Genomic DNA, 21,372 nt, shown 5'->3' with positions numbered 1-21,372 from the left:
CATGACACACTGTTGAGTTCTCAAACATCACACGCTCCGAGGTTCCCCGTCGCCGGTTCGTCCTCGAGCTGATGCAGTCCGCGACTTCCTCGACCGTGACCCCGGTCTGTACCAAACCCGCAAGGCTTGCTTTTCTGACCGGCGCCCGAACAGGAGTTCGAGACGTGGTGGTCGCGGGGCCGGAAGCCCTCCGGCTGACCGCCGTCTTGCTTCCCGCCGCACCCGGCGACGAAGAGAACATTACGGACTCCGCCGCCGAAGCACAAATCGGAGCGACGTGACCCGGGCCACAGGCTCCGGGTCAGCGCACGCGCACGCCCGCGAACCGCTTCTTCCCGCGCCGCAGGACCAGCCAGGACCCGGCGATCAGGTCGCTCGCGGCGGGCACGTGCTCGGGGTCGTCGACCCGGTCGTTGTTGACGTACGCGCCGCCCTCGGCGACGGTGCGCCGCGCCTCGCCCTTGGACTTCGCCAGGCCGGTGAGGGTGAGCAGCTCGACGACGTCGGGGACGCCGGCGCTGCCGTCGACGTCGACCGTCCCCGCCTCGCCGAGCGCCGCCTCCAGCGTGGCGGCCGACAGCGCGGTGACGTCACCGCTGCCGAAGAGCGCCTGGGCCGCCGCCTTGGCGCCCTCGGTCTCGGCGGCGCCGTGCACGAGCGTGGTGACCTCGTCGGCCAGCACCTTCTGCGCCTCGCGCAGGAACGGCTTCTCCGCGTGCCGTGCCTCCAGCGCCTCGATCTCCGCGCGCGGGAGGAAGGTGAAGACGCGCAGCAGCTCGCCGACCTTCTCGTCCTCGACGTTGAGCCAGAACTGGTGGAAGGCGTACGGCGGCATCATCTCCGCGTCGAGCCACAGGGCCCCGCCCTCGGTCTTGCCGTACTTGGTGCCGTCCGCCTTCGTGATCAGCGGCGTGGCGAAGGCGTGGGCGGTCGCGCCCTCGGCCCGGCGGATCAGCTCGACGCCGCCGGTGAGATTGCCCCACTGGTCGGAGCCGCCGAACTGCAGGGTGACGCCGCGCTCGCGGTAGAGGGTCAGGAAGTCCATCGACTGCAGCAGCACGTAGGAGAACTCGGTGTAGCTGATGCCGGACTCGAGCCGGCGGCGTACCGTCTCGCGGGCCAGCATCCGGTTGACCGGGAAGTGCTTGCCGATGTCGCGGAGGAAGTCGATGACCGACAGGCCCGCGGTCCAGTCGTGGTTGTTGACCATGGTGGCGGCGTTCTCGCCCTCGAAGGACAGGAACGGCTCGATCTGGCCGCGCACCCGGTCGGTCCACTCACGCACCGTGTCGAGCGAGTTCAGGGTCCGCTCGCCGGAGTCGCGGGGGTCGCCGATCATCCCGGTCGCGCCGCCGACGAGCGCGAACGGCGTGTGGCCGGCGCGCTGGAGCCGCATGGCGGTGACGATCTGGACCAGGTTGCCCATGTGGAGGCTCGGCGCGGTCGGGTCGAAGCCCACGTAGAACCGGACGCTCCCCTCGCTCAGCGCCGTGCGCAGCGCGTCGCGGTCGGTGGACTCGGCCAGCAGGCCGCGCCACTCGAGGTCGTCCAGAAGCGTGGTGTCGACGGACACGTCGGTCCTCTCCGTTCGGGTCTGAGGTGGGCTGGTCCCGTCACAAGGGTGCCCCATCGGCTCGCGGACGGCGCACTGGGCTCTCCTCGGTGGACGCGGGTACGTTGCGAGGACGATGACCAGTCAACGGGTAGCGGGGCGGTACACCCTCGAGCGCGAGATCGGGCGCGGCGCGAACGGCGCGGTGTGGTCGGCGTACGACGAGGTGCTCGGCCGGCGCGTCGCGCTCAAGCGCCTCGGCTCCGCGTCCGGACTCGGGAGCGACGCCGTCCGTGCGGAGCGCGAGGCCCGACTGGCCGCGCAGCTGGGGCACCCGAGCGTGGTGGCGGTCTACGACCTGGTGACGACCGACGGCGGCGCCTGGCTCGTCATGGAGTACGTCGACGGGCGCGCGCTCTCGACCGTCGTCCGGGACGCGCCGCTCTCCCCCGACGACGCGGCGGCACTGCTGGCGCCGGTGGCCGACGCGCTCGCCCAGGCCCACGCACTCGGGATCGTGCACCGCGACGTGAAGCCGTCGAACATCCTGGCCGGCCCGGAGGGCGCGAAGCTCACGGACTTCGGCATCGCCCGGGGCTCGGACGACGCGACCCTCACCCGCACCGGGCTGGTGACCGGCTCCCCCGCCTACCTGGCGCCCGAGGTGGCGACCGGCGGGCACGCGACGCCGGCCAGCGACGTCTGGTCCCTGGGAGCGACGCTCGTGCACCTGCTGACCGGGCGGCCGCCGTACCACCGCGACGACCGGGACAACGGCCCGCTGGCCGTGGTCTACCGGATCGCCCACGAGGACCCGCCGGTCGTGCCCGACGCGGAGTGGTTGGGACCGCTGCTCGCGCGGGCGATGGCGAAGGATCCGCAGTCCCGGCCGGCGATGGCCGAGGTGCGCGATCATCTCGCCGGGACCGCGGTCGTGGCGGAGCGGACCACCGAGCTCCCGGCTGCACCGCCCGCCAGGGGCGGGAACCGGAGCCGGGCCGGCGTCGTCGCCGCCGCGGCCGCCGTCGTCGTCGTGCTCGTCGTGGCCGTGCTGCTCCTCCGTCCGGACGGCGACGACGGGACGCCGGCCGCCCGGTCCACCGCGACCTCCAGCAGCCCGGCCGCTCCGTCGCCCACCGCGCCGACGGCGGACCGGCTGACCACGTTCGCGCAGGAGTACGTCGACACCGCGCACAGCGACCCGGCGCAGGGGTTCGCGATGCTGACGCCGGCCTACCAGGCGGCCAGCCCCGGCTACGCCGACTTCTGGGGAGCGATGCGCAACCCGACGATCCTGGACGTGACCGCCGACCCCGCGGCGATGACCGTCACCTACCGCTACTCCTACGGCCTCCCCGGGAAGGGACGGGTGACGGAGCGGGTCACCCTGCGGCTGGTCGAGCAGGACGGCGTGCTCTTGATCGACGGCGCCGACTCCGCGGCTGGGTAGCCTTCTGGGCCATGGACGACGTGCGGCTGGCCCACCGGGTCCGTACGCACGGCGTCCTGGAGCCCGACGACGCCGCGCGGCTGCTGCTGCCGGTGGCCGACTCCCTCGCCTCGGTCCACGCCGCCTCCGGCCTGCACGGCGCGGTCTCGCCGGCGGCGATCGAGGTCGACGAGAGCGGCCGCGCCGTCCTCCTCGACCGCACCGTGGCCGTGCCGGACCCGTCGTTCACCCCGCCCGAGCTCGCGATGGGCCTGCGGCCGCAGCCGGCCGACGACGTGTGGTCGCTGGCGGCCGTGCTGCTGCACGTCACCACCGGACACCCGCCCGAGGCGTACGGCACGCCGCTCGTCGTACCGCGGACGACGGGATGGCTGGGGCCGCTGGTGGAGCTCGGCCTGCGGGCCGACCCCCGCGAGCGGCCGTCGGCCGCCGAGGTGGCCGACTACCTGCGCGCCCGGGTCGACCCGCCGGCGGAGCGGCGGCGGATCGGTGCCGCGCGGCTGGTGCTCGGCGGCGTGGCGGTGATCGCGCTGCTCGGGCTGGCGGGGGCGGCGCTGCTGTTCTCCGGGGGCGACGACGAGGCGCCGCGCACCCGGCCGGAGACCTCGGGCGCGACGAGCGCCGAGCCCGAGGAGGAGCCGACGACCGTCGAGCCGTCCGAGAGTCCCACCCCGCCGACGGCCGCGGAGCTGGAGGTCTTCGCCCGCGACTACGTCGTCACCGCGAGCGGCGACCCGGCCGCCGGGTTCGCCTGGCTGACGCCGGCCTACCAGCAGCGCAGTCCGCGCTACCGCGAGGTGTGGGGCGCCATCCGCGATCCGCAGATCCTCGACATCAGCGCCGACCCGGAGGCGATGTCGGTGACCTACACCTATCGCTACCGGCTGGCCGGCGGGGGCTCGCGCACCGAGGAGATCACGCTCTTCCTCGTCCAGGACGACGACCGGCTGCTCATCGCCGACGCGACGGCCCGCTGACCCCGGTCAGGCCCGGTCAGTCCCGGGAATCGCGGGTGCGGACCGCGGCCTCCACCCGGTCGGCGGGGCCGGCGACGAAGACGTACTCGACGTTGCGCAGCCGCCCCACCCGACCGACCCGCTCGCCGGCGCCGTTGTGGATGCCGATCTGCGCGCCGACGTACCGCTTGCTGTCGAAGGCCAGCACCTCGACGCGCGCGTGGCCGGCGTCGTGCAGCCAGCGGGTCATCTCGTCGGGCGTCACCCAGGACTCGTCGTTGTAGGAGACCAGCACGACCTCGGCGCGCAGCCGGCCGAGCAGGTCCGCGAGCGCGCCGGGCATCGCGCGCCGGTTGTTGAAGACGCTGCGCCGCTCACGGACGTCGACGCGCTTGCACGCGATGCCGTAGTGCTCGGGTGCGTCCCAGCGGACCAGGGTCTCCCAGATGTGGTAGTTCGCGAAGTAGCGGTGCTGGTTGTACGGCGGGTCGACGTACGCGAGGTCGACCGGGGCCAGGTCGTCGACCACGGTCATCGCGTCGCCGTGGACGGTCCGGCCCGGCCCGGACAGCAGCGCGGGGCGCCGGAGGTCGAGGTCGGCGTGGGAGCGGGGCGCCCACTGCTTGAGGTAGGCCATCTGCACGCCGGTCGTCGAGTCGACCCGGTCGGCGGCGAGGATCAGGCTGGTCAGCAGCAGCGGGCGCAGCGGGCTGCCGGGCGGGTGGTCGCGCTCGATCGCATCCCGGATCGCGTCGATCCGGCGGCCGTTGCGCGGCTGGAAGAAGCGCGCCTGCTCGCAGAAGGTCGCGGTCACGTAGCCCCGCTCGCCCGGCAGGGCCGCGAGGCGCGTGAGCTCGGCGTCGAGCGCGGTCTCGTCGACGTCGGTGGCGTCGGTGGCGACGAAGCAGTCGCTCAGCACCGCCGAGTACGACGCCAGGTCGGCCGCGGTCACGTGCAGCCCCCGGCGCTTGAGCTCCTGGGCGACGCGCGTCGTACCGGTGAACAGGTCGACGGCGGTGCGGGCCCCCGTCGCGACGGCGAGCTCCCCCAGCACGGGCACGAGCGTGCGCTTCGAGCCGAGGTACTTGATCACGACCGCAGCCTAGGGTGCCTCCGCCCGGGTACCGCGTGTCGATGGGTCGCATCCGCGTGGGCACGTCGGGCTGGGCGTACGCCTCCTGGCGCGGCGACTTCTACCCGAAGGGGCTGGTGCAGCGCGAGGAGCTGTCCTACCTGGCCGGTCGGATGTCGTCGATCGAGATCAACGGCTCCTTCTACTCGCTGCAGCGGCCGTCGTCGTACCGGACGTGGCGCGACGCCGCCCCCGACGACTTCGTGTACGCGGTCAAGGGCAGCCGGTTCATCACCCACCTCGAGCGGCTGCGGGACGTGGAGGAGGGGCTGGGCCGCTTCTTCGACTCGGGCGCGCGCGAGCTGGGCCCGAAGCTCGGGCCGGTGCTGTGGCAGCTCCCCGCGTCGCTGTCGTACGACGCCGACCTGATGGGCTCGTTCTACGGGCTGCTGCCGACCGACGTGCGGCACGTCGTGGAGTTCCGTCACCGCAGCTTCTGCGCCGACGAGGCGTTCGCGCAGATGCGCGAGCACGGGATCGGCTGCGTGGTCTCCGACTCGCCCGGGCGCTGGCCGATGGCGGAGGTGGTCACCAGCGACGTGGCGTACGTGCGGCTGCACGGGCACACCGAGCTCTACGCCAGCGGGTACGCCGCCCGCTCGCTCGACCGGTGGGCGCGGAAGTGCCGGCGCTGGTCGAACGACGCCGACGTGTTCGTCTACTTCGACAACGACGCGCGCGGCCGGGCGCCCCACGACGCCGTGGCCCTGATCGAGCGGCTGGGCCGTGGCGGGGACGAGTGACATGCTCGGTGCATGACCGAGAAGCCCGCACCACTGCAGCCGCTCGACGAGGACTGGGAGCGCGCCCTGTGCGTCGTCGCGCACCCCGACGACATGGAGTTCGGCGCCGCGGCCGCGGTCGCCCGCTGGACCGGACAGGGCAAGACCGTCGCCTACTGCATGGTGACCAGCGGCGAGGCCGGCATCGACGGCCTCGACCCCGACACCTGCCGGGAGGTGCGCGAGACCGAGCAGGTCCGCTCCGCGGAGATCGTCGGCGTCGACGTCGTCGACTTCCTGCGCCAGCCCGACGGCGTCCTGGAGTACGGCGTCGGGCTGCGGCGGGTCATCGCCGCCGAGGTCCGGCGGCACCGGCCGGACATCGTGATCACCGGCAACTTCCGCGACACCTGGGGCGGGCGGAACCTCAACCAGGCGGACCACATCGCCGTCGGGCGCGCGGTCGTGGACGCCGTACGGGATGCGGGGAACCGGTGGGTCTTCGCCGACCAGCTCGGCGACGGGCTCGAGCCGTGGAGCGGCGTCCGGGCGGTGTGGGCGTTCGGCTCCCCCGACGCCACCCACGCCGTCGACACGACCGCCACCTTCGACGCCGGTGTCGAGTCGCTGAAGGCGCACGCGGCGTACATCGACGGACTGGGCTGGGAGAACTGGGACCCGCGGGAGTTCCTGGAGGGCATGTCGCGCACCGCCGGGTCGCGGCTGGGCGCCGCGTTCGCCGCGCCGTTCGAGGTGTTCCCCATGGGCTGGGGCGAGTGACGCGGAGTAGGCCGGGTGGGGCTCGAACCCACGACCCAAGGATTATGAGTACCCGGCCCTGAGGCGTCCACGGTTTGCCGAATCGCCAGTGCCTATGCGGGATTCCGTGCCGACACGCCCGATGACCTGCAGAAACGTCGGTACGGCGAGCGACGCCGCGCCCCAGTGAGCAACACCCCGAAACGGCGCGAGCGGGGTCCGTTCGGGGTCGCTGCCCAACAGCTTGGTTCCGTACCAGCGGCACCCCGCCGCACTCGGCTACAGTCGCCTGCGTAAGTCACAGGGCTGCCATGCCTTCCCATCACTTGCGGCCGAGCGCGAGCCGCACCCGGAAGGTTCGACATGGCAGCCCTTGCTCATCTTCTGACCGTTGACGAGGTCGCAGAGATCCTCAGCGTCGCCCCGTACACCGTGCGCAAGTTCGCTCGTGACGGCGCACTACGTCCCGTGCGCCTGGCCGGTAGCCAGCGCCTGCGGTTCCGACCCGAGGACGTCTCTGCCTTCATCGAGGCGTCCGTCTCCTGAGCGCCTTCCGTCTCGCTGGGGTGGGGATTCCTGTCCCAGCGGGTCGGTGGGTGCTCAGACCAACCGCAGCCTGAAACCTCAATAGCGGCGCGCTGTTCGTGTGGACGACCAGAGGACCCCGTTCGCACGAGCGGCGCACATAACTCGGAAGCAGCCGACCCGACGGAACTAGCGTTAGTTGCCTAGTCAACCACTTCGTAGGGAGGGCCCAATGGCTCGTGGAATCAGTTCAACCGGCGACCTGCTCACTCGGCTCGGGGACGGTACCGACCTCAACCGTCTGTGGGCGGACTACTCCGAAGTCGTGAAGGAGTTCAACGCTCGTCGCGACACGCTGTCGAATCTGCTGACGTTCAAGACGACGCTCGCGGTTGACGCCGTCCTTCAGTCCTTCACCGGTGCATCTTTCGAGGATGCGACCGAGTACGGGATCCCGGTGGCGTCGCGGCCGACCGTTGAGGGCGTGGAACTCGGCTACACCTTCAAGTTCAGGGATGCCGCAACGAGGTTCACCTGGCAGTTCCTTGCGTCGGCGACGCGTGAGCAGACCGATGCGATCACGAACAGCGTCCTGGAGGCTGACAACAAGCAGCTGTTCCAGGCCGTCCTCTCGGCGCTGCTGAACAACGTGGCCCGCACCAACGAGAAGGGGGCCGCGGTGTACCCGCTGTGGAACGGCGACGCGATGGTGCCGCCCGAGCACGACGGCCAGACGTTCGGGGTTCATTCTCACTACGTCACATCAGGCACGGCCAGCCTCTCCGCTGCCGGTGGGCAGATCGCAGTCGATGCGCTCATGGAGCTTGTCCTTGAGCACGGCTACGGGGACGGCACGAACGGCCAACTCGTGCTGCTCGTCAACCGAGTTGAGGGCAACCAGATCCGAACTTTCCGCAGCGTGGCGGGTGGCGGCGAGGGGAGTTACGACTTCATTCCTGGAGACGGCGCACCGGCCCGGCTGACCTCCGAGAGCGTCGTGGGCGACACGCCTCCGGCCAAGATCGGAGACCTCCCTTTGATCGGTGCCTATGGTCCGGCATTCGTCGGGATCAGTTCGTTGGTGCCCGCTGGGTACGTGATTGCCGTCGCGACCGGTGGTCCCAACTCGGCGTTCAACCCGGTGGCCATCCGTCAGCACCCGCAGGCGAACCTGCAGGGCCTCAAGCTTCTCGGCGGTGACAACAACGCCTACCCGATCATCGACTCCACCTTCCTCCGCGGCTTCGGAACCGGTGTCCGGCACCGTGGCGCTGCGGCTGTCATGCAGGTGACGGCCAACCCCGCCTATGCAGTGCCGGCCGGTTACTAGCGATGCAGCCGGGAGAGTCCGCCGCGCTGACGCCTGGGCAGCGGGCGCAGGTCGATCAGGTTCTGTCGCTCATCAACGAGGTCGACAAGGCGTGGACCTTCAACGAGCAACTGGCGAATGACGATGAGGTCGAGCGCGTGCTGCTGGAAGAGTTCATGGGCGGCGAGTGGGTCGGGATGCGGAGTGATCGGGCATACCTGCTCTACGCATCCATGAGCCGGATGGTCGAGCTTGACCACGCGCTCACCCCGCACGACATCACCCGACAGGTCGTCGCGACCGCGCCGCGCCGTGAGGTCGAGTGCGACCGCTGCCGCGTCCTGGGTGTCCCCGCTGGGGTCGCCGTGGTCAACATTCGCCGGAACCTCGCGGCGCTCGTCCTGTGCCAGTCGTGCGTCAACCACCTCAACCCTGACGTCCTCATCGAGACGGGAGAGATCAATGCCTGACATGAAGCAGAAGGCTCGCGAGGCCGCATCGTGGCCGAACATGCGCGAGACCGCCGACGACTACGGCATCGAGTGGCGCGTCATCAAGAACGCCGTCGAGCGCGGCGAGATTGAGGCGATCAAGATCGGCCATATCCGGGTCAACCCGGAGAGCGTCGATGCGTGGCTTGAGAGCCGCTACTGGCCCGGAGAGGGCTGACCGAAGGACCAGCGGCGCGGGTGGGGACTCCTCAGGGATCGGACAAACCCTCACGCCTCACCCGCGCTGCTCCTTGGCGACACAACCCCGTGGAAAGGAATCGCTATGTCGCACGCTCGTAAGTCTAGTTCGTCAATGGACCTCATGGTCCGCGTGGAGACCGTCACCGACGACGGCGCCTATGGATGGGTGCTCGAATCCTGCGAGCACTCGGTCACCTTGCAAGTCCCGGACAACGACGTGGACCGGCCCGGCTGGATCATCACCGTGCCGTGGGATCAGGTGATCCGTCTGATCGAGGTCACCGAGTTCATGACCCGCACGCTCACCACCGAGGACGCCTGACATGGGCCGCGTCGTGACCCGATACGACTACACCGACGAGAAGGGCCGACTTCGGTTCTGCAAGGTCCGGCTCGACCCCAAGGACTTCCGCTGGGGCAAGTTCCTCCGATGGGAGGGCGACACGGCCGTCCTGACGAAGGGAATCCCTGCCGCTGATGCAGGCGAGTGGGGCCGCGTGATCTACAAGCTTCAGGAGGTTGCCGCCGCACTCAGGGCGGATGTCCCGCTCGTTATCTGCGAGGGCGAGAAGGACTCGGACAACCTCACCGGGATCACCGGCATGACCTCGACCAGCGCAACGAACCCTGTACGGCCACGTGTCGAGCAAGCCGAGTGGTTCGTGAGGTTCAACAGCCGGTCCGACTTGCTGATCGCAGCCGATCAGGACGTGGCAGGTGCTCGCTCCGCATGGCGCTGGTACCAGAACCTCCGCGAGGTCGGCGCGGAGCAGCGCCGCATCACGGTCATCACGCCGAAGCGGCGCAGGCACAAGGACGTGACCGACGTTCTCGACGCTGGCCTACGGCTTGACGGTTTCCGGGTGGTCGACCTCGACCGCCTCGAAAGAGCGGCAACCCAGTACGCCCCAGGCGGCGGAGGCTCGGTGGGGTCCTCGGGGTCGCTCGACGCCGACGAGTACGACGGCCTGGCCCGCGTGGAGGGGTTGGGGTGGGTCAACGCCAACAACGGATACGTCGTGCAGTTCGACCCCGGCATCCGCAACTGGCGTCCGACGCTCGTGGACGGCGAGCGGTGAGAGTCGATGGAGTCGAGCCGCGAACAGGGTTGCCCGGTCAAGGGGTGCCCGTGGCGCGGACGACCCGACGACTGCCCACTGCATGCCGAGGTTCGCAACACCGACCTCCAACGACTGATGCAGGAGCGACCGGACGGGCGGCGCCGCCGGTAGAGAGCCGGGAGCGGACGGGTCTTGTGCTGGCAGGCCTTCCCCGTCCGCTCCCTCAAACAAGGCCTGCCAGCCGAACAAGAGAAGGAGCCTGCCATGTGGAGGAAGCAACTGATCGAGGGCGACCTCATCGCGTTCATGAACTGGCTGCTGGACAACCCGGAGGACGATCCCGGCTGCGCCGACTGCGGCTCGACGCTGCTGCCACCTGATTGTGGCGGAGTTGCGGTCAACGCTGCGGGACGACCGATCTGCGACATGTGCGACGGCTCGAACGCCGAGGCCTGACCAACGACGAGGACCCCGGCGATGAGGACGACCGAGCCGGGGTCCTCAATGAAAGGACTTCGTGATGAAGCCTAGTTCTGGCGGCGATCCTGCCGCTGCCCATGACCTTGCGGCTGTCAAGGGCAAGCTCTCTAGTGCGTTGGGGCGTCTGATCAGCGAGTCGAGCGACGACGACCTTGTCCTGCACCTCAATCCGGAGGCGGTGTTCAGCCAACTCAAGCGCATGGCCGTCAACGATGTGGCGCGGGACCTGTACGAGCAGCAGCAGTTCGATCCGCCGCCGACATTCCGCACGCTCGCAGAGGAACTGAGGCAGCCCGACCGCACGACGCGGCTGCCGATCCTTCACGACACCGACCGCGACGAGCGCGAGGGAACGATCCTCTGGGACGGTCAGACGCTCGCCATCATCGCTCGCTACAAGGTCGGCAAGACCACGCTTCTGCTGAACCTGGTGCGGTCGCTGGCAGACCGGCAGCCCTTCCTCGATCAGTTCAAGGTCGGCGACGTTGGCGGCGTCGTCGGGGTCTGGAACTACGAACTGCCTGACTGGCAGTGGCGCGAGTGGGCCGACGAGCACGGCATCAAGAACACCAAGCGCGTGAGCCTGTTGCATCTGCGCGGCTACCACGTCGACATGATGCGCGACCACGACGCTGAATGGGCGGTCGAGTGGTTGCAGGAGCGCAACGTCAAGGTCTGGATCATCGACACCTGGCAGGCCGCGCTCAACGGTCTGGAAGAGAACGACAACACCGGCGCGGGCGACTTCTTCCGGCGCGTGCAGTGGATCGCTCGCCGGGCCGGAGTCAGAGCGGTCGTCTGGACCGCGCAGCAGGGCACCGGCGAGGGCAACGGCTCCAAGTCGCAAGCGCGGGCTCGTGGCGCTACGGCGCTCATGGACAACGTCGATGCGTTCTGGACCTACACGTCGAGCAATGACGAGCGCTTCCTCAATGCGAGCGGTCGCGACGTGGACTATCCCGAGTTCAGCGTCACCTTTGACTGGACGACGCGGCGACTGGCATTCGGCGAGGAGAAGTCCGGCGCGAGCGCCCAGCGGCGAACAGAGATCGACGCCTACAAGGACAAGGCGATCAAGCACCTAACCGAGTTGCCGACCGACACCCCGGAGAAGGCACGACAGGTCGGCGCGATCGAGCAAGCGTTGGGCGACACGAGCAAGAAGGGTCTGGTCAGCGCCGCGTTGCGCGAGTTGGACGACCAGAAGCGCATCCACCATACGCACGGCGCTCGCAACGCCAAGGTCTGGTGGATCGGAGACGGAGGCGTGGAGCGTCCTTGCCCCCACCCCTCCTGCGTCAGGAAGTCGCCCGCTCAGGTGGCCGACTTCACCAAGAAGCGTGCTGGTTGTGCTGGCGGTCGTGGGGCGAAACCGTGAGTCCCCGAGTCCCCGCAAGTACCCGCACGAGTACCCGCAGCGGCCACTGCGGGCGAGTCCCCGAGTCCCCGCACCCCTACGGGGAGTGCGGTAGCGGGGACTCGTCGGGGACGCCGCGCACCCGCAGTCCCCGCGACGGCGACTGAAGCGACGAGATAGGAGGCCGAGGAATGGACAGGAAGAAGGCGGCTAGAAGCCCCATTGGGAAGAAGCCGAGGGCTGGGGCGAGCAGCATGGCGGAGCGTGAAAGTGCCGCTGGGCCCGCGAACCGTCCCACCTGTGAGAAGTGTGGGCTCCTCCATGAGGGCTGCAACGCCCACACCAAGCACGGTCCCAATGCCGGGAAGCCATGCGGCATGAAGCCACGCATCGGCTCGCTGGTCTGCGTGAAGCACGGTGGGAATCACCCGGACCACAAGCGCAAGGCCAAGGAGCGGCTGCTGGAGTTGGTCGATCCGGCGCTTGCCGCGCTCCACAAGGTGCTCACGGACAAGAACGCCGACGACTCGACCAAGGTCCGTGCGGCGTTGGGGATTCTCGACAGGACGGGTCATGGTCCTGGCGCCAAGCTTGAGGTCGGCGTGAGCAAGTGGGACCACCTGATGGAAGCCGCGAGCGCTGAGCAGTTCGACCGTGGCGCGATTGAGTACGACGAGCCGAGCGGCCTCCCTTCTGGTGGGGGTGGGGGCCACGAGCCGACGTGGGAGGACGTCGCCCAGGCGCAGAGCAATGCGCGTGCAGAAGCTTGGCGCGAGTACGACTCTGAGGACGCGGCGGAGTACGAGCGACGACCGAACTTCCGGCACTCGCAGACGGTGCGTGGTGAGGCGACGGTCGTGGAGGACTCGATCCTCCCGGGCATCCCGCCGACGAGCGGGCCGAGTGAGTACGGCGGCGACCCGCTCGCGTGGCCGTACGACCGCCCGCCCGCGTCCTGAGGTGGGGCGTACGCGGCTGCGGGGTCGAGCGGCTGGGCCGACCCCCACCCCAGGTCCGCAGGGCCCGCAAACCGCAAGTGACCTCAGCAAGCAGCGTTGCCCAACTGCCTCACCGTACGGTCGCGCCTCCGACGCTCCGGAGCGGCTTCGCCCGTTTCCGATCCGCTCCGGGGCGACAGCAGGAAGGAAGGCACCAATGAGACTGGTGGGATACATCCGGGTCAGCACCCGGAAGCAAGCCGAGGAAGGGCACGGCCTCGACGCGCAGCGAGCGTTGCAACACGGCTGGGCCGGGCAACACGGGCACGAACTCATCGCCGTGATCCCCGACGTGATGACCAGCCGGAGGACTGACCGGCTGCACGGTCGTGAGGCAGCGATCCGGCTCGTGGAGACCGGGCTGGCCGATGGACTGCTGATCCTGCGGTGGGACAGGGCCACGCGCTCGCTCATCGACGGCCAGCAACTTCTCGAGCGCTCACGTGCAGCGGGCTGGCCGATCCTCGACACCAACGGCAAGTCGAGCCTGAGCAAGAGCGACAACCTCATGACCAACATGGAGCAGGTCATCGCCGAGGACGAGCGCGAGCGGATCAGCCAGCGCACCAAGGAAGGGCTCGCCGCTGCTCGGCTCAAGGGCAAGGTGCCGGGCCGGCCAGCAGCCGACCTTCCGGGCATGACCGTGCACATGCTCGCCGACCTCGACCAAAAGGGCATGAGTGCGCGTGCGATCGCTCAGACCCTCAACGAGCGCGGGGTTCCGAGCCCTGGCGGCGGTGCGCGTTGGTCGCACTCGACCGTTCTCCGGGTGCTCCGCCGTGCCGAGGACGAGCGAGCGGAGGCGGCGTCGTGAGCGCATGGGACCTGCCGAGCAGCCGCACCCCTGTTCCGGTGGGGTGGGGAGACCACGAGAGCACCGAGCTTGACCGGCTCGCACGCCGACTCAGCCACGAGCGGACCAAGCAGGTCACCCTCGGGATGCCGGAAGGCCAGAAGGGCACGCGGAAGGCCAAGACGGTCAAGCCGCGTCGGCTGGTGTGCGGCGAGTGGGTGATCTCGTTCCGGTTCGACGGCGAGCGCCACAGCGGCAGGTTCGACACCGCCGAGGAAGCCACGACGTGGCGCGATCAGATCATGAAGGAGAGGAAGAATGGCAACACTGACGACTGACCACAGCCGCCCCAAGCCGTATGAGGTGCGGTGGAGTTGGTACGACGCTGACGGCAAGCGACACAGCCGCAAGAAGCGGTTCGTCACGAAGAAGTCCGCCGAGTCTCACCGGCGCAAGGTGACCGTCGAGCGCGAGCACGACCCACAACAGGGCAAGGAGTCGTTTCGAGAGTGGGCAGCGAAGTTCACCAAGAGCAAGGAGGGCAAGGTCAGCGCAGCGTACCTCCGCAAGATCAACGGCATCCTTAAGAGCAGCGTGCTCCCCGAGTTCGGATCCACGCGGGTCGACCAGATCAATACCGTTGACGTACAGGAGTACCTCGACCGCATCCAGAGCGAGCGGAACCTGACCCCGGCGACGGTCCGTCACCACTGGCTCGTCGTCTCGGGTGTCCTCAAGTACGCGGTCAAGCGCAAGGCGATCCCGCTCAATCCTGCGACCGGTGTTGAGTTGCCGACCGACAAGGCGCTGGGCCGGATCAAGCCGGAAGCCGTGTTCCTCACACCCGGCGAGGTCGCCAAGCTTGCCGCGGCGATGGCCGAGCAAGACCCGACAACTCCGTACGCGCTGATGGTGACGTTCATGGCCTACACCGGCCTCCGGGCGAGCGAGGTCAGCGGGCTAAACATCGACGACGTCGACACGATGCGGCGAGTCCTCCACGTACGACGCACGCGTTCCAAGGTGAGGGGCGGATGGGAGGTCAGCAGCACGAAGAACAGCACGAGCCGCCGCGTGCGTCTGCCCGAATGGCTGGCGCTCGACCTAGCGGCCTATCTGGGCGCTCACCCGAACCGCAAGGAGCCCTCCGCGCCACTGTGGCCCGGTCGGAAGATCCACGACGCGCAGCGGTTCAAGGGCGGCAAAGGTGGGCTCGACTGGTCACGCCCGTGGGACCGAGACGCGTTCTACAAGCGGCACTTCAAGCCAGCGCTCGCGGCGGCTGGGCTGCCCGAGCGCATGAGGCTTCACGACCTGCGTCATACGTGCGCGTCGATCCTCCAATCGGCGGGAGTGCCGATCGAGCACATCAGCAAGCAGTTGGGGCATCGGAACGTCGTCGTGACGCAGGCGATCTACGCCCACGTGTTCGACACCGACACCGCCAACTTCATGGACACGGTCGCCGCGCCTCCATCGACCACGGGCAAGGCGAGCGTTACCCAACTCGCGTAGCGCCCAGTCAGAACAACTCGCTCGGGTGGACACCGAGCGCATCGGCCAGAACCCAGATGTTGTCGAGACTGATGTTGCGTTCTCCGCGCTCGACGCTGCCGATGTACGTCCGGTCGAGGCCAGCGACTTGACCGAGTTGCTCCTGTGACAAGCCGAGCGGCTTTCTCAGTGCGCGCACTCGTGCCCCGAAGTCACGCCGCCGCTCGGAACGGCGATGGTCGGGAGTGGGCACCCGAAGAACATCGCGAAATGACGTCGATGAGTCGACGGACTATGAGTAGCATCCAAGGATGGCGACCAAGGTCACTGACTTCGTTGAGCCGGTCTACGAGCATTTGCGGGCGAACGCTGGCAAGGACGACGAGACCGGCATGCTGGTGACGCACACTCCACTGCACCCGTGGTTGATGGACACCTACGATCTGACAGAGTCGCAGGCCAAGAACATTCGGACCGAGACGGTCCGAGCGCTCACCGCCCAGGGGCGTGTCCGGCGCGATCACCCGCGCTCAGTGAAGGTCTGGATCCTTCAGAGGGACGACGATGGGCAAGTTTGACGATCGGTTCATGGAGCCTGATGAGGACGACCCGTACGCCGAGTTGTTCGCAGACTGCACAACTCCTGAAGAAGTTCTCCAACTCTAGGCTGAGATTGATCACGCCGCGCAAGAGGGCCCTCGCGGCTCGACGGCCTGACGACCGCCCCGACCCCCACCCCTCCGCCCGACGATCCGGCTACGGCCCAGCGAGCACACCCGAGCGAGCCGGTACGACCCCGGCGAGCCCAGGCGAGCGTCCGCGTATGGGGCTGAGGCTGGGCGCGAGCCTCCCGGCTGGGGGCGAGTCCGGGCGAACGTCGCGAGCCCAGCAAACGGGCGATTGCGGGCGAGCCGCGATGTGCTGCAAGGCCGACCGCGGCGGGGGGCCGACCTTGCGAGCGGGGTTGGTCAGTTGTCGGGGTCGTCCTCGACCGGCTCGATGAAGCGGTCAGAGAACTTGTCGGAGTAGGGCCTGTGCGCGTCGCAGAAGAACGTTCCTTCGCTCGTGTCGTCCTCCCCGAGCATCCAGAACTCGTCCTCGTGCTCGACCCACGTCGAGTCAGCGCCGCACACGCTGCAACGCGGCACCCTCGGATCGCCTGGCGAGTGGATGACGGAGAGCATCACTTCGCCGCCTTCCGGGTGGGGGTGGCCTTGGCGGTCGGCGTCTTCGCCGCCGTCTTCTTGGCGGTCGGCAGGTCAAGCCGGTCGCCGGTGATCTTGTCGGCCTTGCCCGCGACGATCGCCTTGCACTTCGGGCAGAAGTTCGCCGGGGTCGAACCATTCTTCCAAGCCGGACCCCGGCTCGTCGCGGTCGTCTCCGACCCGTGGTTGAGGCAGGTCGTCCGCCACTCGTCCCCGTCCTTGCGGGTCCAGGTCGTAGCCCCGGTCGAGCGGCTCACAGCGTGGCGAACTCGGTTGCTGGTCTCGGGCATAGCAGCCCCTCCTTCGGTCGTCGGCTCCCCTTGCAGAAGCCGAGGAGCGGCGAACCGTACGCCTGCCGTTGGGCAGGTTCTTCATTCCGCAGGTCGGCTGTGCCAGGACCTACTCGCCGCCGCGACGTTCCTCTCTGCGCTGGCGGACCCGAGCAACTTGGGCGGGCTCCTGGTAGACGCGGGTCAGGATCGCGTCCATCAGGGCCAGGACCTCCTCCGCGTCCTCCTTGGTGATCGGTTCCTCGGCCAAGTCCGCGTGAGCGACCTCGTTACCGGCGAACCGGATCTCGTGAGCGGCATCCTTCATGGCGTCGGAGATGACGCCCTGCTTCGCCATCTCATCAATCTTCTTGTCGAGCATGCCCTTGGTGATCCCGTGATCCTTCGCAGTTGCCTCGACGACAGCACGGGCCAGTGCGATCGCGCCGCGATGGGCGCCGATACTGAGTGATTGATGAGCCTCGTCAGCGGTGGAGGCGATGTGCTCAGGCACGTCCGGGAACTCCTTCCCACCGACGTGCCTCGGCCACCAGTCGTTGACCTCGCCACTGCTCTGGTGGACGTAGCCACCGATCACCTTGCTGCACGACGGGTTGTTGCATCGACTCGCGCCGTGCCGAGTTGAGGACGTCGGGCCAGCTTGCCTGCTGTTGTCGAGCCATACAACCGAGAACGTGCTGAACGCCTTGCAGTGAGGGCAGATGAACGAAGTCACGCCCCGACGATAGGGCGCACGGCCGACACATCGTCGCGGATTGGTAGGGCAGGTCGGACTCGAACCGACGACCAAAGAATTATGAGTTCTCTCCTCTAACCAACTGAGGTACTGCCCCGTGTCGCGTTCGCAGCCTATCGAGCGCGGATCGGCAGGGGTCCGAACGGGGTCCGTGCCGAGGCGATCCTGCAGCTGACCTGCGGATTCTCGCCTAGGGCCTGAACGTTATGAGTCCTCTGCTCTGACCGACTGAGCTACCGGCCCGCGCGCCTCACCCTAGTGGGGCGGCCCGGCCCAGCGGTGCGGGGTCGAGCAGTGTGGCCAGCCAGGCGGCGGGGCGGAGCCGAGGTCCGCGCGCTCGTCGGGGGTCATCGTGGCGACGCAGCGGCGCCAGGACTCGACGCGCGCGAGCCGACCGAGCTGGAGCGCGGCGGGGAGGGCGGCGCGCAGCGCGTCGAGCGGGACGAGGTCGGACCAGACCTCGAGGGCGGCGTCGGCGATCCGCCACAGGGCGGGGTCGTCGGCCGGCAGGTCCAGGGCCTGGCGGGCGGTGGCGAGGGGGACGAGGAGGCCGGCGAGGGGGGCGCCGAGGACGGCGTCGCCGAAGTCGAAGAAGCGCAGGCCGCCGTCGGGGGCGCGGACGACGTTCCCGGCGTGCAGGTCGTTGTGGAGCAGGGTGAGCGGGAGGTCGAGGTCCTCGACCTCGTCCGCCCAGCGCTCGACGGTGGGCAGCAGCGCCTCCAGCAGGACGGCGACCTCGGGCGCGAGGCGGCGCGGGTCGCCGGGGCGAGGGCGGCGAGGCGGCCGACGGCGTCGGCGACGTACGTCGTGGCGTCGGCGGGGGCGAGCACGGTGAGGCCGAGGTCGGCGACCGCGTCGACGGCCCTGCGCTGGAGGAGGGCGGCGTCGGCGGCGATCCGCGCCCAGGTCGCGGGGTTCGCCGCCCCTCGCGTGCGTGGACGGTCGGGCCGAGGTCGGCGGTGAGCAGCAGGTCGCGGTCCGCGTCGGCCGCGAGGACGGGGACGACGCGCTCCGGGGCGACCCTCGCCAGGACGGTCATCAGCCGCGGCTCGTGGGCCTGGCCCGGGCAGTTCTGCTTGGCGTACGACGACCGGCCGGCCGCCCGCACCCGCCACACCGCCGACCACGGCCGGTGGGCGACCACCTCGACGTGGTCGGGGACGCCGACCGCGGCGCTCAGGAACGCGCACAGCTCGGCGCGGAACTCCTCCGTCGCCCACACCGCGCTCGTCCACGTGCCCGTGCTCACCCCCGCAGCGTCACCCCGCGGGGCCTGTCCGCGCCACCGGTTTCCGTGCGGAGGCGCTCACCGGCGGATCGTCACGCCGCCGGGCGGCCCCATCGGGCTCCCGCCCCCACCGAAGCCACCGCCGCCGAACCCGCCGCCCGGGCCCTGGTCCTGCGAGTCGCCGCTGGGGAGGTTGGCGTCGAGGTCGGCGAGCACCACGTCGGTCCCGGCCTCCACGCCGTCGAGCACCTCGACCTCGGTGCTGCCGACGATGCCGGTCGTGACCCGGACCCGTCGCGTCCGGCCGTCGACCAGGGTCGTCACCGTGCCGTCGCTGACGGCGGAGGCGGGCAGCGTGACAGCGTCCTCGGCGCGCCCGACCACGACCTCGACGGCCGCAGGGAGCCCGTCGGGCAGGGCCAGGTCGCGCTGGTCGAGGGTCACCTCGACGGCGTACGTCGGATCGGAGCTGCCGCCCCCGGCGCCGCCGCTGTCGCTGGTCGTGCTGGTCGGCACGTGGGCGACCCGGCTGATCACGCCGGGCAGCGCGTCGGCGGCGCCGGCGGGCGTGACGGAGACGGCCGTGCCGGTCGCCAGCTGCGCCGCCTGGGACTCCCCCACCTCCACCGCGACGGTGGTGACGCCGGGGGCGACCACGACGGCGACCGTGCCGCCCGCGCTCACGTCGTCGCCCACGGCGACGGACAGCGCCGCGACCGTGCCGTCGGCGGGAGCCCGCACGACCGCCGCGCGCAGGTCCGCGCGGGCCGAGGCGAGCTCGGAGCGGGCGCGGTCGATCGCGGCCTGGTCGTCGGCCAGGGTCGCGGCGGTGACGGTCCGGCCGGCGCCGCCGGACGAGGCCCCACCCGATCCGCCCGAGCCGCTGGAGCTGCTGGAGCTGCTGGAGCCGTCCGAGGCGCCGGAGGACGGCGTGGGCGTCGCGGCGGGCGCGGCGTCGCTCCCGCCCGTGTCCCCGCCCGTGTCGCCACCCGTGTCGCCGCCCGTGTCGGCGGCGGCGACGTCGCCGAGGGCCGCGGTGAGCGTCGTGCCCAGCGTCGTCAGCGCGGTCTGGAGCGCGGCCTGGGCGTCGGCCGTGGCCGCCTGGGCGGACTGGACGGCCGCGAGGGCCTGGGCGCAGGCGTCGTCGACGCCGGCGTCAGCGGGCTCGGTGCTCTCGGCGTCGTCCGCCGGGGTCGGCGCTGCGGCGCAGACCTCCTGCTGAGCCGTCAGCGCGGCGGCCGACTTCTCCAGCGCCGCACTCGCCGCCGACTGGGCCGCGAGGACGGCGTCCTGCTGGGCGGTGAGCGCGGCGAGGTCGGGCGCCGGCGTGGACGGGTCCTTCGCCTTCGTCTCGGTCTTGGTCTCGGTCTTGGTCTTCGCCTGTCCCGTGGCGGCCGACCCGCTCGAGGAGGTCGTGGCGGCGCTGGCGACCGCGGTGGTCTGGGCGTCGCGGTCCTCGGCGAGCTGGGCCTTCGCGGCGGCGAGGTCGGCCTGCGCCTGGTCGACGGCCGCACGCAGCGATGCCCGGTCGAGGACCGCGACGACGTCGCCCTGCGCGACCTGGTCGCCGACGGCGACGGGCACCCGGCTCACCTCGCCGGACGTCCCGAACGCGAGGTCGGCGCGGCCGGTCGCACCGATCACGCCGGACAGGTCGAGGACCTGCTCGACGTCACCCACGGCCGCCTGGACCGTGCGGTACCGGACCGCGTCGTCGCCGGTGGCGCCGTACGCCGCGAAGCCGGTCCCGGCGATCGCCAGGACCGCCAGCGGTACGACGAGGCGGCGGGGCGGCCGCGACAGCCTCAGCGCCCGCACTGGTCGTCCACCGCGTCGCTGACCTGGATCGCCGTCGCGGTCACCGCGCCGGCGTCGTCCGCGTCGCCCTGCACCCGGACGCAGCGGCCCTGGGTGAGGGCGGTGGCATCGGCGTCGACCTGGTGCGTGTAGGTCGTCGCGGCGCCGACCGTGACGGTGACGTCGCCGTCCCTGCCCTCGACGACGAAGCCGGCGTCGGTGACGGCCGTGACCTCGCCCATCACGCCGAGGCCGCCGGGGCGGCCGCCGCCGTCCGGCATGCCCGAGGGCCGGTCGGTGGGCAGGTCCGTGGGCAGGTCCGTGGGCATCCCGCTGGGGCGCTCGCCGCCTCCCCCTCCCCCGGCGCCACCGCCGCCGGGGCCGCCGCCGAAGCCGCCGGTGCAGCCGTCCGCGCCGGCGCTCACGGACACCGAGGTCGCGGCGACCTCGTCGGTCGACGTACCGGTGTCGTCGGTGCGGACGACGACGCAGGTGCCGACCTCGACGTCGGCGAGGGTGCCGGCGACCTGGTCGGTGACGGTGGTGCTGTCGGTGACGGTGACGGCGGTCTGGCCCGCGTCCTGGCTGCGGACCTGGAGCACGTTGCCGTCGACGGCGGCGATCTGCCCGAAGGTGCCGGGCATGCCGCCCGGACCGCCGGCGCCGTCAGCGCCACCGGGACCACCGCCGTCGGCGGCGTTCGGGGCGCCCTCGGTGCCGGAGGCGACGGTCGCCGGCTCGTCGTCGCCGCAGCCGGTGAGCAGGACGGCGAGGGCGGCGCCGGCCGCGAGGGGCCGGAGGAGGAGAAGGGACATGGGTGCTCCTGGGTCGTGGGA

Annotated in this window: 26 protein-coding genes and 1 tRNA gene; 17 read left to right on the top strand and 10 right to left on the bottom strand. The window is 70.4% G+C overall.

Annotation, left to right across the window (positions count from 1 at the left end; all coding sequences use genetic code 11):
• Window positions 1-301: 301 nt before the first annotated feature.
• Complete coding sequence (gene tyrS, locus FIV44_RS26645) at window positions 302-1,573, bottom strand: tyrosine--tRNA ligase (protein ID WP_141007090.1); 1,272 nt, start codon at window positions 1,571-1,573, stop codon at window positions 302-304.
• Window positions 1,574-1,688: 115 nt separating this feature from the next.
• Between tyrS and FIV44_RS26640 the strand changes: the two genes are divergently transcribed.
• Both FIV44_RS26640 and FIV44_RS26635 read left to right on the top strand, forming a co-directional pair.
• Window positions 1,689-3,002 (top strand): serine/threonine-protein kinase, encoded by a 1,314-nt coding sequence (locus FIV44_RS26640; protein ID WP_141007089.1) that lies wholly within the window; start codon window positions 1,689-1,691, stop codon window positions 3,000-3,002.
• 11 nt (window positions 3,003-3,013) lie between these two features.
• Window positions 3,014-3,979, top strand: coding sequence for a protein kinase family protein (locus FIV44_RS26635; protein ID WP_141007088.1), 966 nt, complete (start codon window positions 3,014-3,016; stop codon window positions 3,977-3,979).
• A gap of 16 nt (window positions 3,980-3,995) precedes the next feature.
• Here FIV44_RS26635 and FIV44_RS26630 read toward each other — a convergent pair whose 3' ends face one another.
• Window positions 3,996-5,051, bottom strand: coding sequence for a DNA adenine methylase (locus tag FIV44_RS26630; protein ID WP_141007087.1), 1,056 nt, complete (start codon window positions 5,049-5,051; stop codon window positions 3,996-3,998).
• A gap of 41 nt (window positions 5,052-5,092) precedes the next feature.
• Between FIV44_RS26630 and FIV44_RS26625 the strand changes: the two genes are divergently transcribed.
• From FIV44_RS26625 to FIV44_RS26565, 14 genes are all read left to right on the top strand, one after another.
• Window positions 5,093-5,833 (top strand): DUF72 domain-containing protein, encoded by a 741-nt coding sequence (locus tag FIV44_RS26625; protein WP_141007086.1) that lies wholly within the window; start codon window positions 5,093-5,095, stop codon window positions 5,831-5,833.
• 12 nt (window positions 5,834-5,845) lie between these two features.
• The gene (locus FIV44_RS26620; RefSeq protein ID WP_141007085.1) at window positions 5,846-6,592 is read left to right on the top strand and encodes a PIG-L deacetylase family protein; all 747 of its coding nucleotides are present in this window, start codon (window positions 5,846-5,848) and stop codon (window positions 6,590-6,592) included.
• Window positions 6,593-6,934: 342 nt separating this feature from the next.
• Window positions 6,935-7,117 (top strand): helix-turn-helix domain-containing protein, encoded by a 183-nt coding sequence (locus FIV44_RS26615; protein WP_141007084.1) that lies wholly within the window; start codon window positions 6,935-6,937, stop codon window positions 7,115-7,117.
• Between the two features lie 211 nt (window positions 7,118-7,328).
• Window positions 7,329-8,426 (top strand): hypothetical protein, encoded by a 1,098-nt coding sequence (locus FIV44_RS26610; protein ID WP_141007083.1) that lies wholly within the window; start codon window positions 7,329-7,331, stop codon window positions 8,424-8,426.
• Window positions 8,427-8,428: 2 nt separating this feature from the next.
• Window positions 8,429-8,875 (top strand): hypothetical protein, encoded by a 447-nt coding sequence (locus FIV44_RS26605; protein ID WP_141007082.1) that lies wholly within the window; start codon window positions 8,429-8,431, stop codon window positions 8,873-8,875.
• Between the two features lies 1 nt (window position 8,876).
• Entirely contained in the window at window positions 8,877-9,074 is a 198-nt protein-coding gene (locus FIV44_RS26600; RefSeq protein WP_141007081.1) for a helix-turn-helix domain-containing protein, read from the top strand.
• A 135-nt stretch (window positions 9,075-9,209) separates the two neighbouring features.
• On the top strand, window positions 9,210-9,419 hold the full coding sequence (locus FIV44_RS26595) for a hypothetical protein (protein ID WP_141007080.1): 210 nt from the start codon (window positions 9,210-9,212) through the stop codon (window positions 9,417-9,419).
• 1 nt (window position 9,420) lies between these two features.
• A complete protein-coding gene (locus FIV44_RS26590; protein ID WP_141007079.1) occupies window positions 9,421-10,176 on the top strand; it encodes a hypothetical protein in 756 nt (251 codons plus the stop codon).
• Window positions 10,177-10,422: 246 nt separating this feature from the next.
• The gene (locus FIV44_RS26585) at window positions 10,423-10,614 is read left to right on the top strand and encodes a hypothetical protein (RefSeq protein ID WP_141007078.1); all 192 of its coding nucleotides are present in this window, start codon (window positions 10,423-10,425) and stop codon (window positions 10,612-10,614) included.
• 64 nt (window positions 10,615-10,678) lie between these two features.
• Window positions 10,679-12,016: an AAA family ATPase gene (locus FIV44_RS26580; RefSeq protein ID WP_141007077.1), complete on the top strand. Its 1,338-nt coding sequence runs from the start codon at window positions 10,679-10,681 to the stop codon at window positions 12,014-12,016.
• Window positions 12,017-12,186: 170 nt separating this feature from the next.
• Window positions 12,187-12,954, top strand: coding sequence for a hypothetical protein (locus FIV44_RS30900; RefSeq protein ID WP_181410856.1), 768 nt, complete (start codon window positions 12,187-12,189; stop codon window positions 12,952-12,954).
• Window positions 12,955-13,150: 196 nt separating this feature from the next.
• The gene (locus tag FIV44_RS30895; RefSeq protein ID WP_181410855.1) at window positions 13,151-13,807 is read left to right on the top strand and encodes a recombinase family protein; all 657 of its coding nucleotides are present in this window, start codon (window positions 13,151-13,153) and stop codon (window positions 13,805-13,807) included.
• The gene (locus tag FIV44_RS26570) at window positions 13,804-14,124 is read left to right on the top strand and encodes a hypothetical protein (RefSeq protein ID WP_141007075.1); all 321 of its coding nucleotides are present in this window, start codon (window positions 13,804-13,806) and stop codon (window positions 14,122-14,124) included. The genes FIV44_RS30895 and FIV44_RS26570 overlap by 4 nt, the downstream gene beginning before the upstream one ends.
• Window positions 14,105-15,301, top strand: a complete 1,197-nt coding sequence (locus FIV44_RS26565; protein ID WP_141007074.1) for a tyrosine-type recombinase/integrase — start codon at window positions 14,105-14,107, stop codon at window positions 15,299-15,301. The genes FIV44_RS26570 and FIV44_RS26565 overlap by 20 nt, the downstream gene beginning before the upstream one ends.
• A gap of 7 nt (window positions 15,302-15,308) precedes the next feature.
• Here the strand turns inward: FIV44_RS26565 and FIV44_RS26560 are convergent, their stop codons facing one another.
• On the bottom strand, window positions 15,309-15,533 hold the full coding sequence (locus FIV44_RS26560; RefSeq protein WP_141007073.1) for a helix-turn-helix domain-containing protein: 225 nt from the start codon (window positions 15,531-15,533) through the stop codon (window positions 15,309-15,311).
• Window positions 15,534-15,591: 58 nt separating this feature from the next.
• Here FIV44_RS26560 and FIV44_RS26555 point away from each other — a divergent pair, with 58 nt between their 5' ends.
• Window positions 15,592-15,858 carry a hypothetical protein gene (locus FIV44_RS26555; protein WP_141007072.1) on the top strand — a complete coding sequence of 89 codons (267 nt, stop codon included), beginning with the start codon at window positions 15,592-15,594 and terminating at the stop codon, window positions 15,856-15,858.
• A gap of 390 nt (window positions 15,859-16,248) precedes the next feature.
• Here FIV44_RS26555 and FIV44_RS30890 read toward each other — a convergent pair whose 3' ends face one another.
• From FIV44_RS30890 to FIV44_RS26525, 7 genes are all read right to left on the bottom strand, one after another.
• Window positions 16,249-16,413, bottom strand: a complete 165-nt coding sequence (locus tag FIV44_RS30890) for a hypothetical protein (RefSeq protein ID WP_181410854.1) — start codon at window positions 16,411-16,413, stop codon at window positions 16,249-16,251.
• Between the two features lie 50 nt (window positions 16,414-16,463).
• Window positions 16,464-16,775 (bottom strand): hypothetical protein, encoded by a 312-nt coding sequence (locus tag FIV44_RS26550; RefSeq protein WP_141007071.1) that lies wholly within the window; start codon window positions 16,773-16,775, stop codon window positions 16,464-16,466.
• Between the two features lie 109 nt (window positions 16,776-16,884).
• Window positions 16,885-17,490: a DUF4145 domain-containing protein gene (locus FIV44_RS26545; protein WP_181410853.1), complete on the bottom strand. Its 606-nt coding sequence runs from the start codon at window positions 17,488-17,490 to the stop codon at window positions 16,885-16,887.
• A 41-nt stretch (window positions 17,491-17,531) separates the two neighbouring features.
• A tRNA-Met gene (locus FIV44_RS26540) sits at window positions 17,532-17,608 on the bottom strand.
• 158 nt (window positions 17,609-17,766) lie between these two features.
• Window positions 17,767-18,417 (bottom strand): phosphotransferase family protein, encoded by a 651-nt coding sequence (locus FIV44_RS34240; RefSeq protein WP_219996569.1) that lies wholly within the window; start codon window positions 18,415-18,417, stop codon window positions 17,767-17,769.
• 400 nt (window positions 18,418-18,817) lie between these two features.
• On the bottom strand, window positions 18,818-20,557 hold the full coding sequence (locus FIV44_RS26530) for an efflux RND transporter periplasmic adaptor subunit (RefSeq protein WP_141007069.1): 1,740 nt from the start codon (window positions 20,555-20,557) through the stop codon (window positions 18,818-18,820).
• On the bottom strand, window positions 20,545-21,351 hold the full coding sequence (locus FIV44_RS26525) for a DUF5666 domain-containing protein (RefSeq protein WP_141007068.1): 807 nt from the start codon (window positions 21,349-21,351) through the stop codon (window positions 20,545-20,547). Before FIV44_RS26525 ends, FIV44_RS26530 begins: the two co-directional genes overlap by 13 nt.
• Window positions 21,352-21,372: the final 21 nt, after the last annotated feature.

This window comes from Nocardioides humi (genome assembly GCF_006494775.1).
Taxonomy (GTDB): Bacteria; Actinomycetota; Actinomycetes; order Propionibacteriales; family Nocardioidaceae; genus Nocardioides; species Nocardioides humi.
This window is presented reverse-complemented; position numbering and strand designations above follow the sequence as displayed.

Coding starts and splice junctions, on each gene's coding strand:
- FIV44_RS30900 (WP_181410856.1), top strand. CDS start 12,187: ATGGACAGGAAGAAGGCGGCTAGAAGCCCCATTGGGAAGAAGCCGAGG.
- FIV44_RS26550 (WP_141007071.1), bottom strand. CDS start 16,775: ATGCCCGAGACCAGCAACCGAGTTCGCCACGCTGTGAGCCGCTCGACC.
- FIV44_RS26555 (WP_141007072.1), top strand. CDS start 15,592: ATGGCGACCAAGGTCACTGACTTCGTTGAGCCGGTCTACGAGCATTTG.
- FIV44_RS26615 (WP_141007084.1), top strand. CDS start 6,935: ATGGCAGCCCTTGCTCATCTTCTGACCGTTGACGAGGTCGCAGAGATC.
- FIV44_RS26600 (WP_141007081.1), top strand. CDS start 8,877: ATGAAGCAGAAGGCTCGCGAGGCCGCATCGTGGCCGAACATGCGCGAG.
- FIV44_RS26565 (WP_141007074.1), top strand. CDS start 14,105: ATGGCAACACTGACGACTGACCACAGCCGCCCCAAGCCGTATGAGGTG.
- FIV44_RS26620 (WP_141007085.1), top strand. CDS start 5,846: ATGACCGAGAAGCCCGCACCACTGCAGCCGCTCGACGAGGACTGGGAG.
- FIV44_RS26595 (WP_141007080.1), top strand. CDS start 9,210: ATGGACCTCATGGTCCGCGTGGAGACCGTCACCGACGACGGCGCCTAT.
- FIV44_RS26625 (WP_141007086.1), top strand. CDS start 5,093: ATGGGTCGCATCCGCGTGGGCACGTCGGGCTGGGCGTACGCCTCCTGG.
- FIV44_RS26640 (WP_141007089.1), top strand. CDS start 1,689: ATGACCAGTCAACGGGTAGCGGGGCGGTACACCCTCGAGCGCGAGATC.
- FIV44_RS26605 (WP_141007082.1), top strand. CDS start 8,429: ATGCAGCCGGGAGAGTCCGCCGCGCTGACGCCTGGGCAGCGGGCGCAG.
- FIV44_RS26525 (WP_141007068.1), bottom strand. CDS start 21,351: ATGTCCCTTCTCCTCCTCCGGCCCCTCGCGGCCGGCGCCGCCCTCGCC.
- FIV44_RS26635 (WP_141007088.1), top strand. CDS start 3,014: ATGGACGACGTGCGGCTGGCCCACCGGGTCCGTACGCACGGCGTCCTG.
- FIV44_RS26580 (WP_141007077.1), top strand. CDS start 10,679: ATGAAGCCTAGTTCTGGCGGCGATCCTGCCGCTGCCCATGACCTTGCG.
- FIV44_RS26610 (WP_141007083.1), top strand. CDS start 7,329: ATGGCTCGTGGAATCAGTTCAACCGGCGACCTGCTCACTCGGCTCGGG.
- FIV44_RS30895 (WP_181410855.1), top strand. CDS start 13,151: ATGAGACTGGTGGGATACATCCGGGTCAGCACCCGGAAGCAAGCCGAG.
- FIV44_RS26590 (WP_141007079.1), top strand. CDS start 9,421: ATGGGCCGCGTCGTGACCCGATACGACTACACCGACGAGAAGGGCCGA.
- FIV44_RS26585 (WP_141007078.1), top strand. CDS start 10,423: ATGTGGAGGAAGCAACTGATCGAGGGCGACCTCATCGCGTTCATGAAC.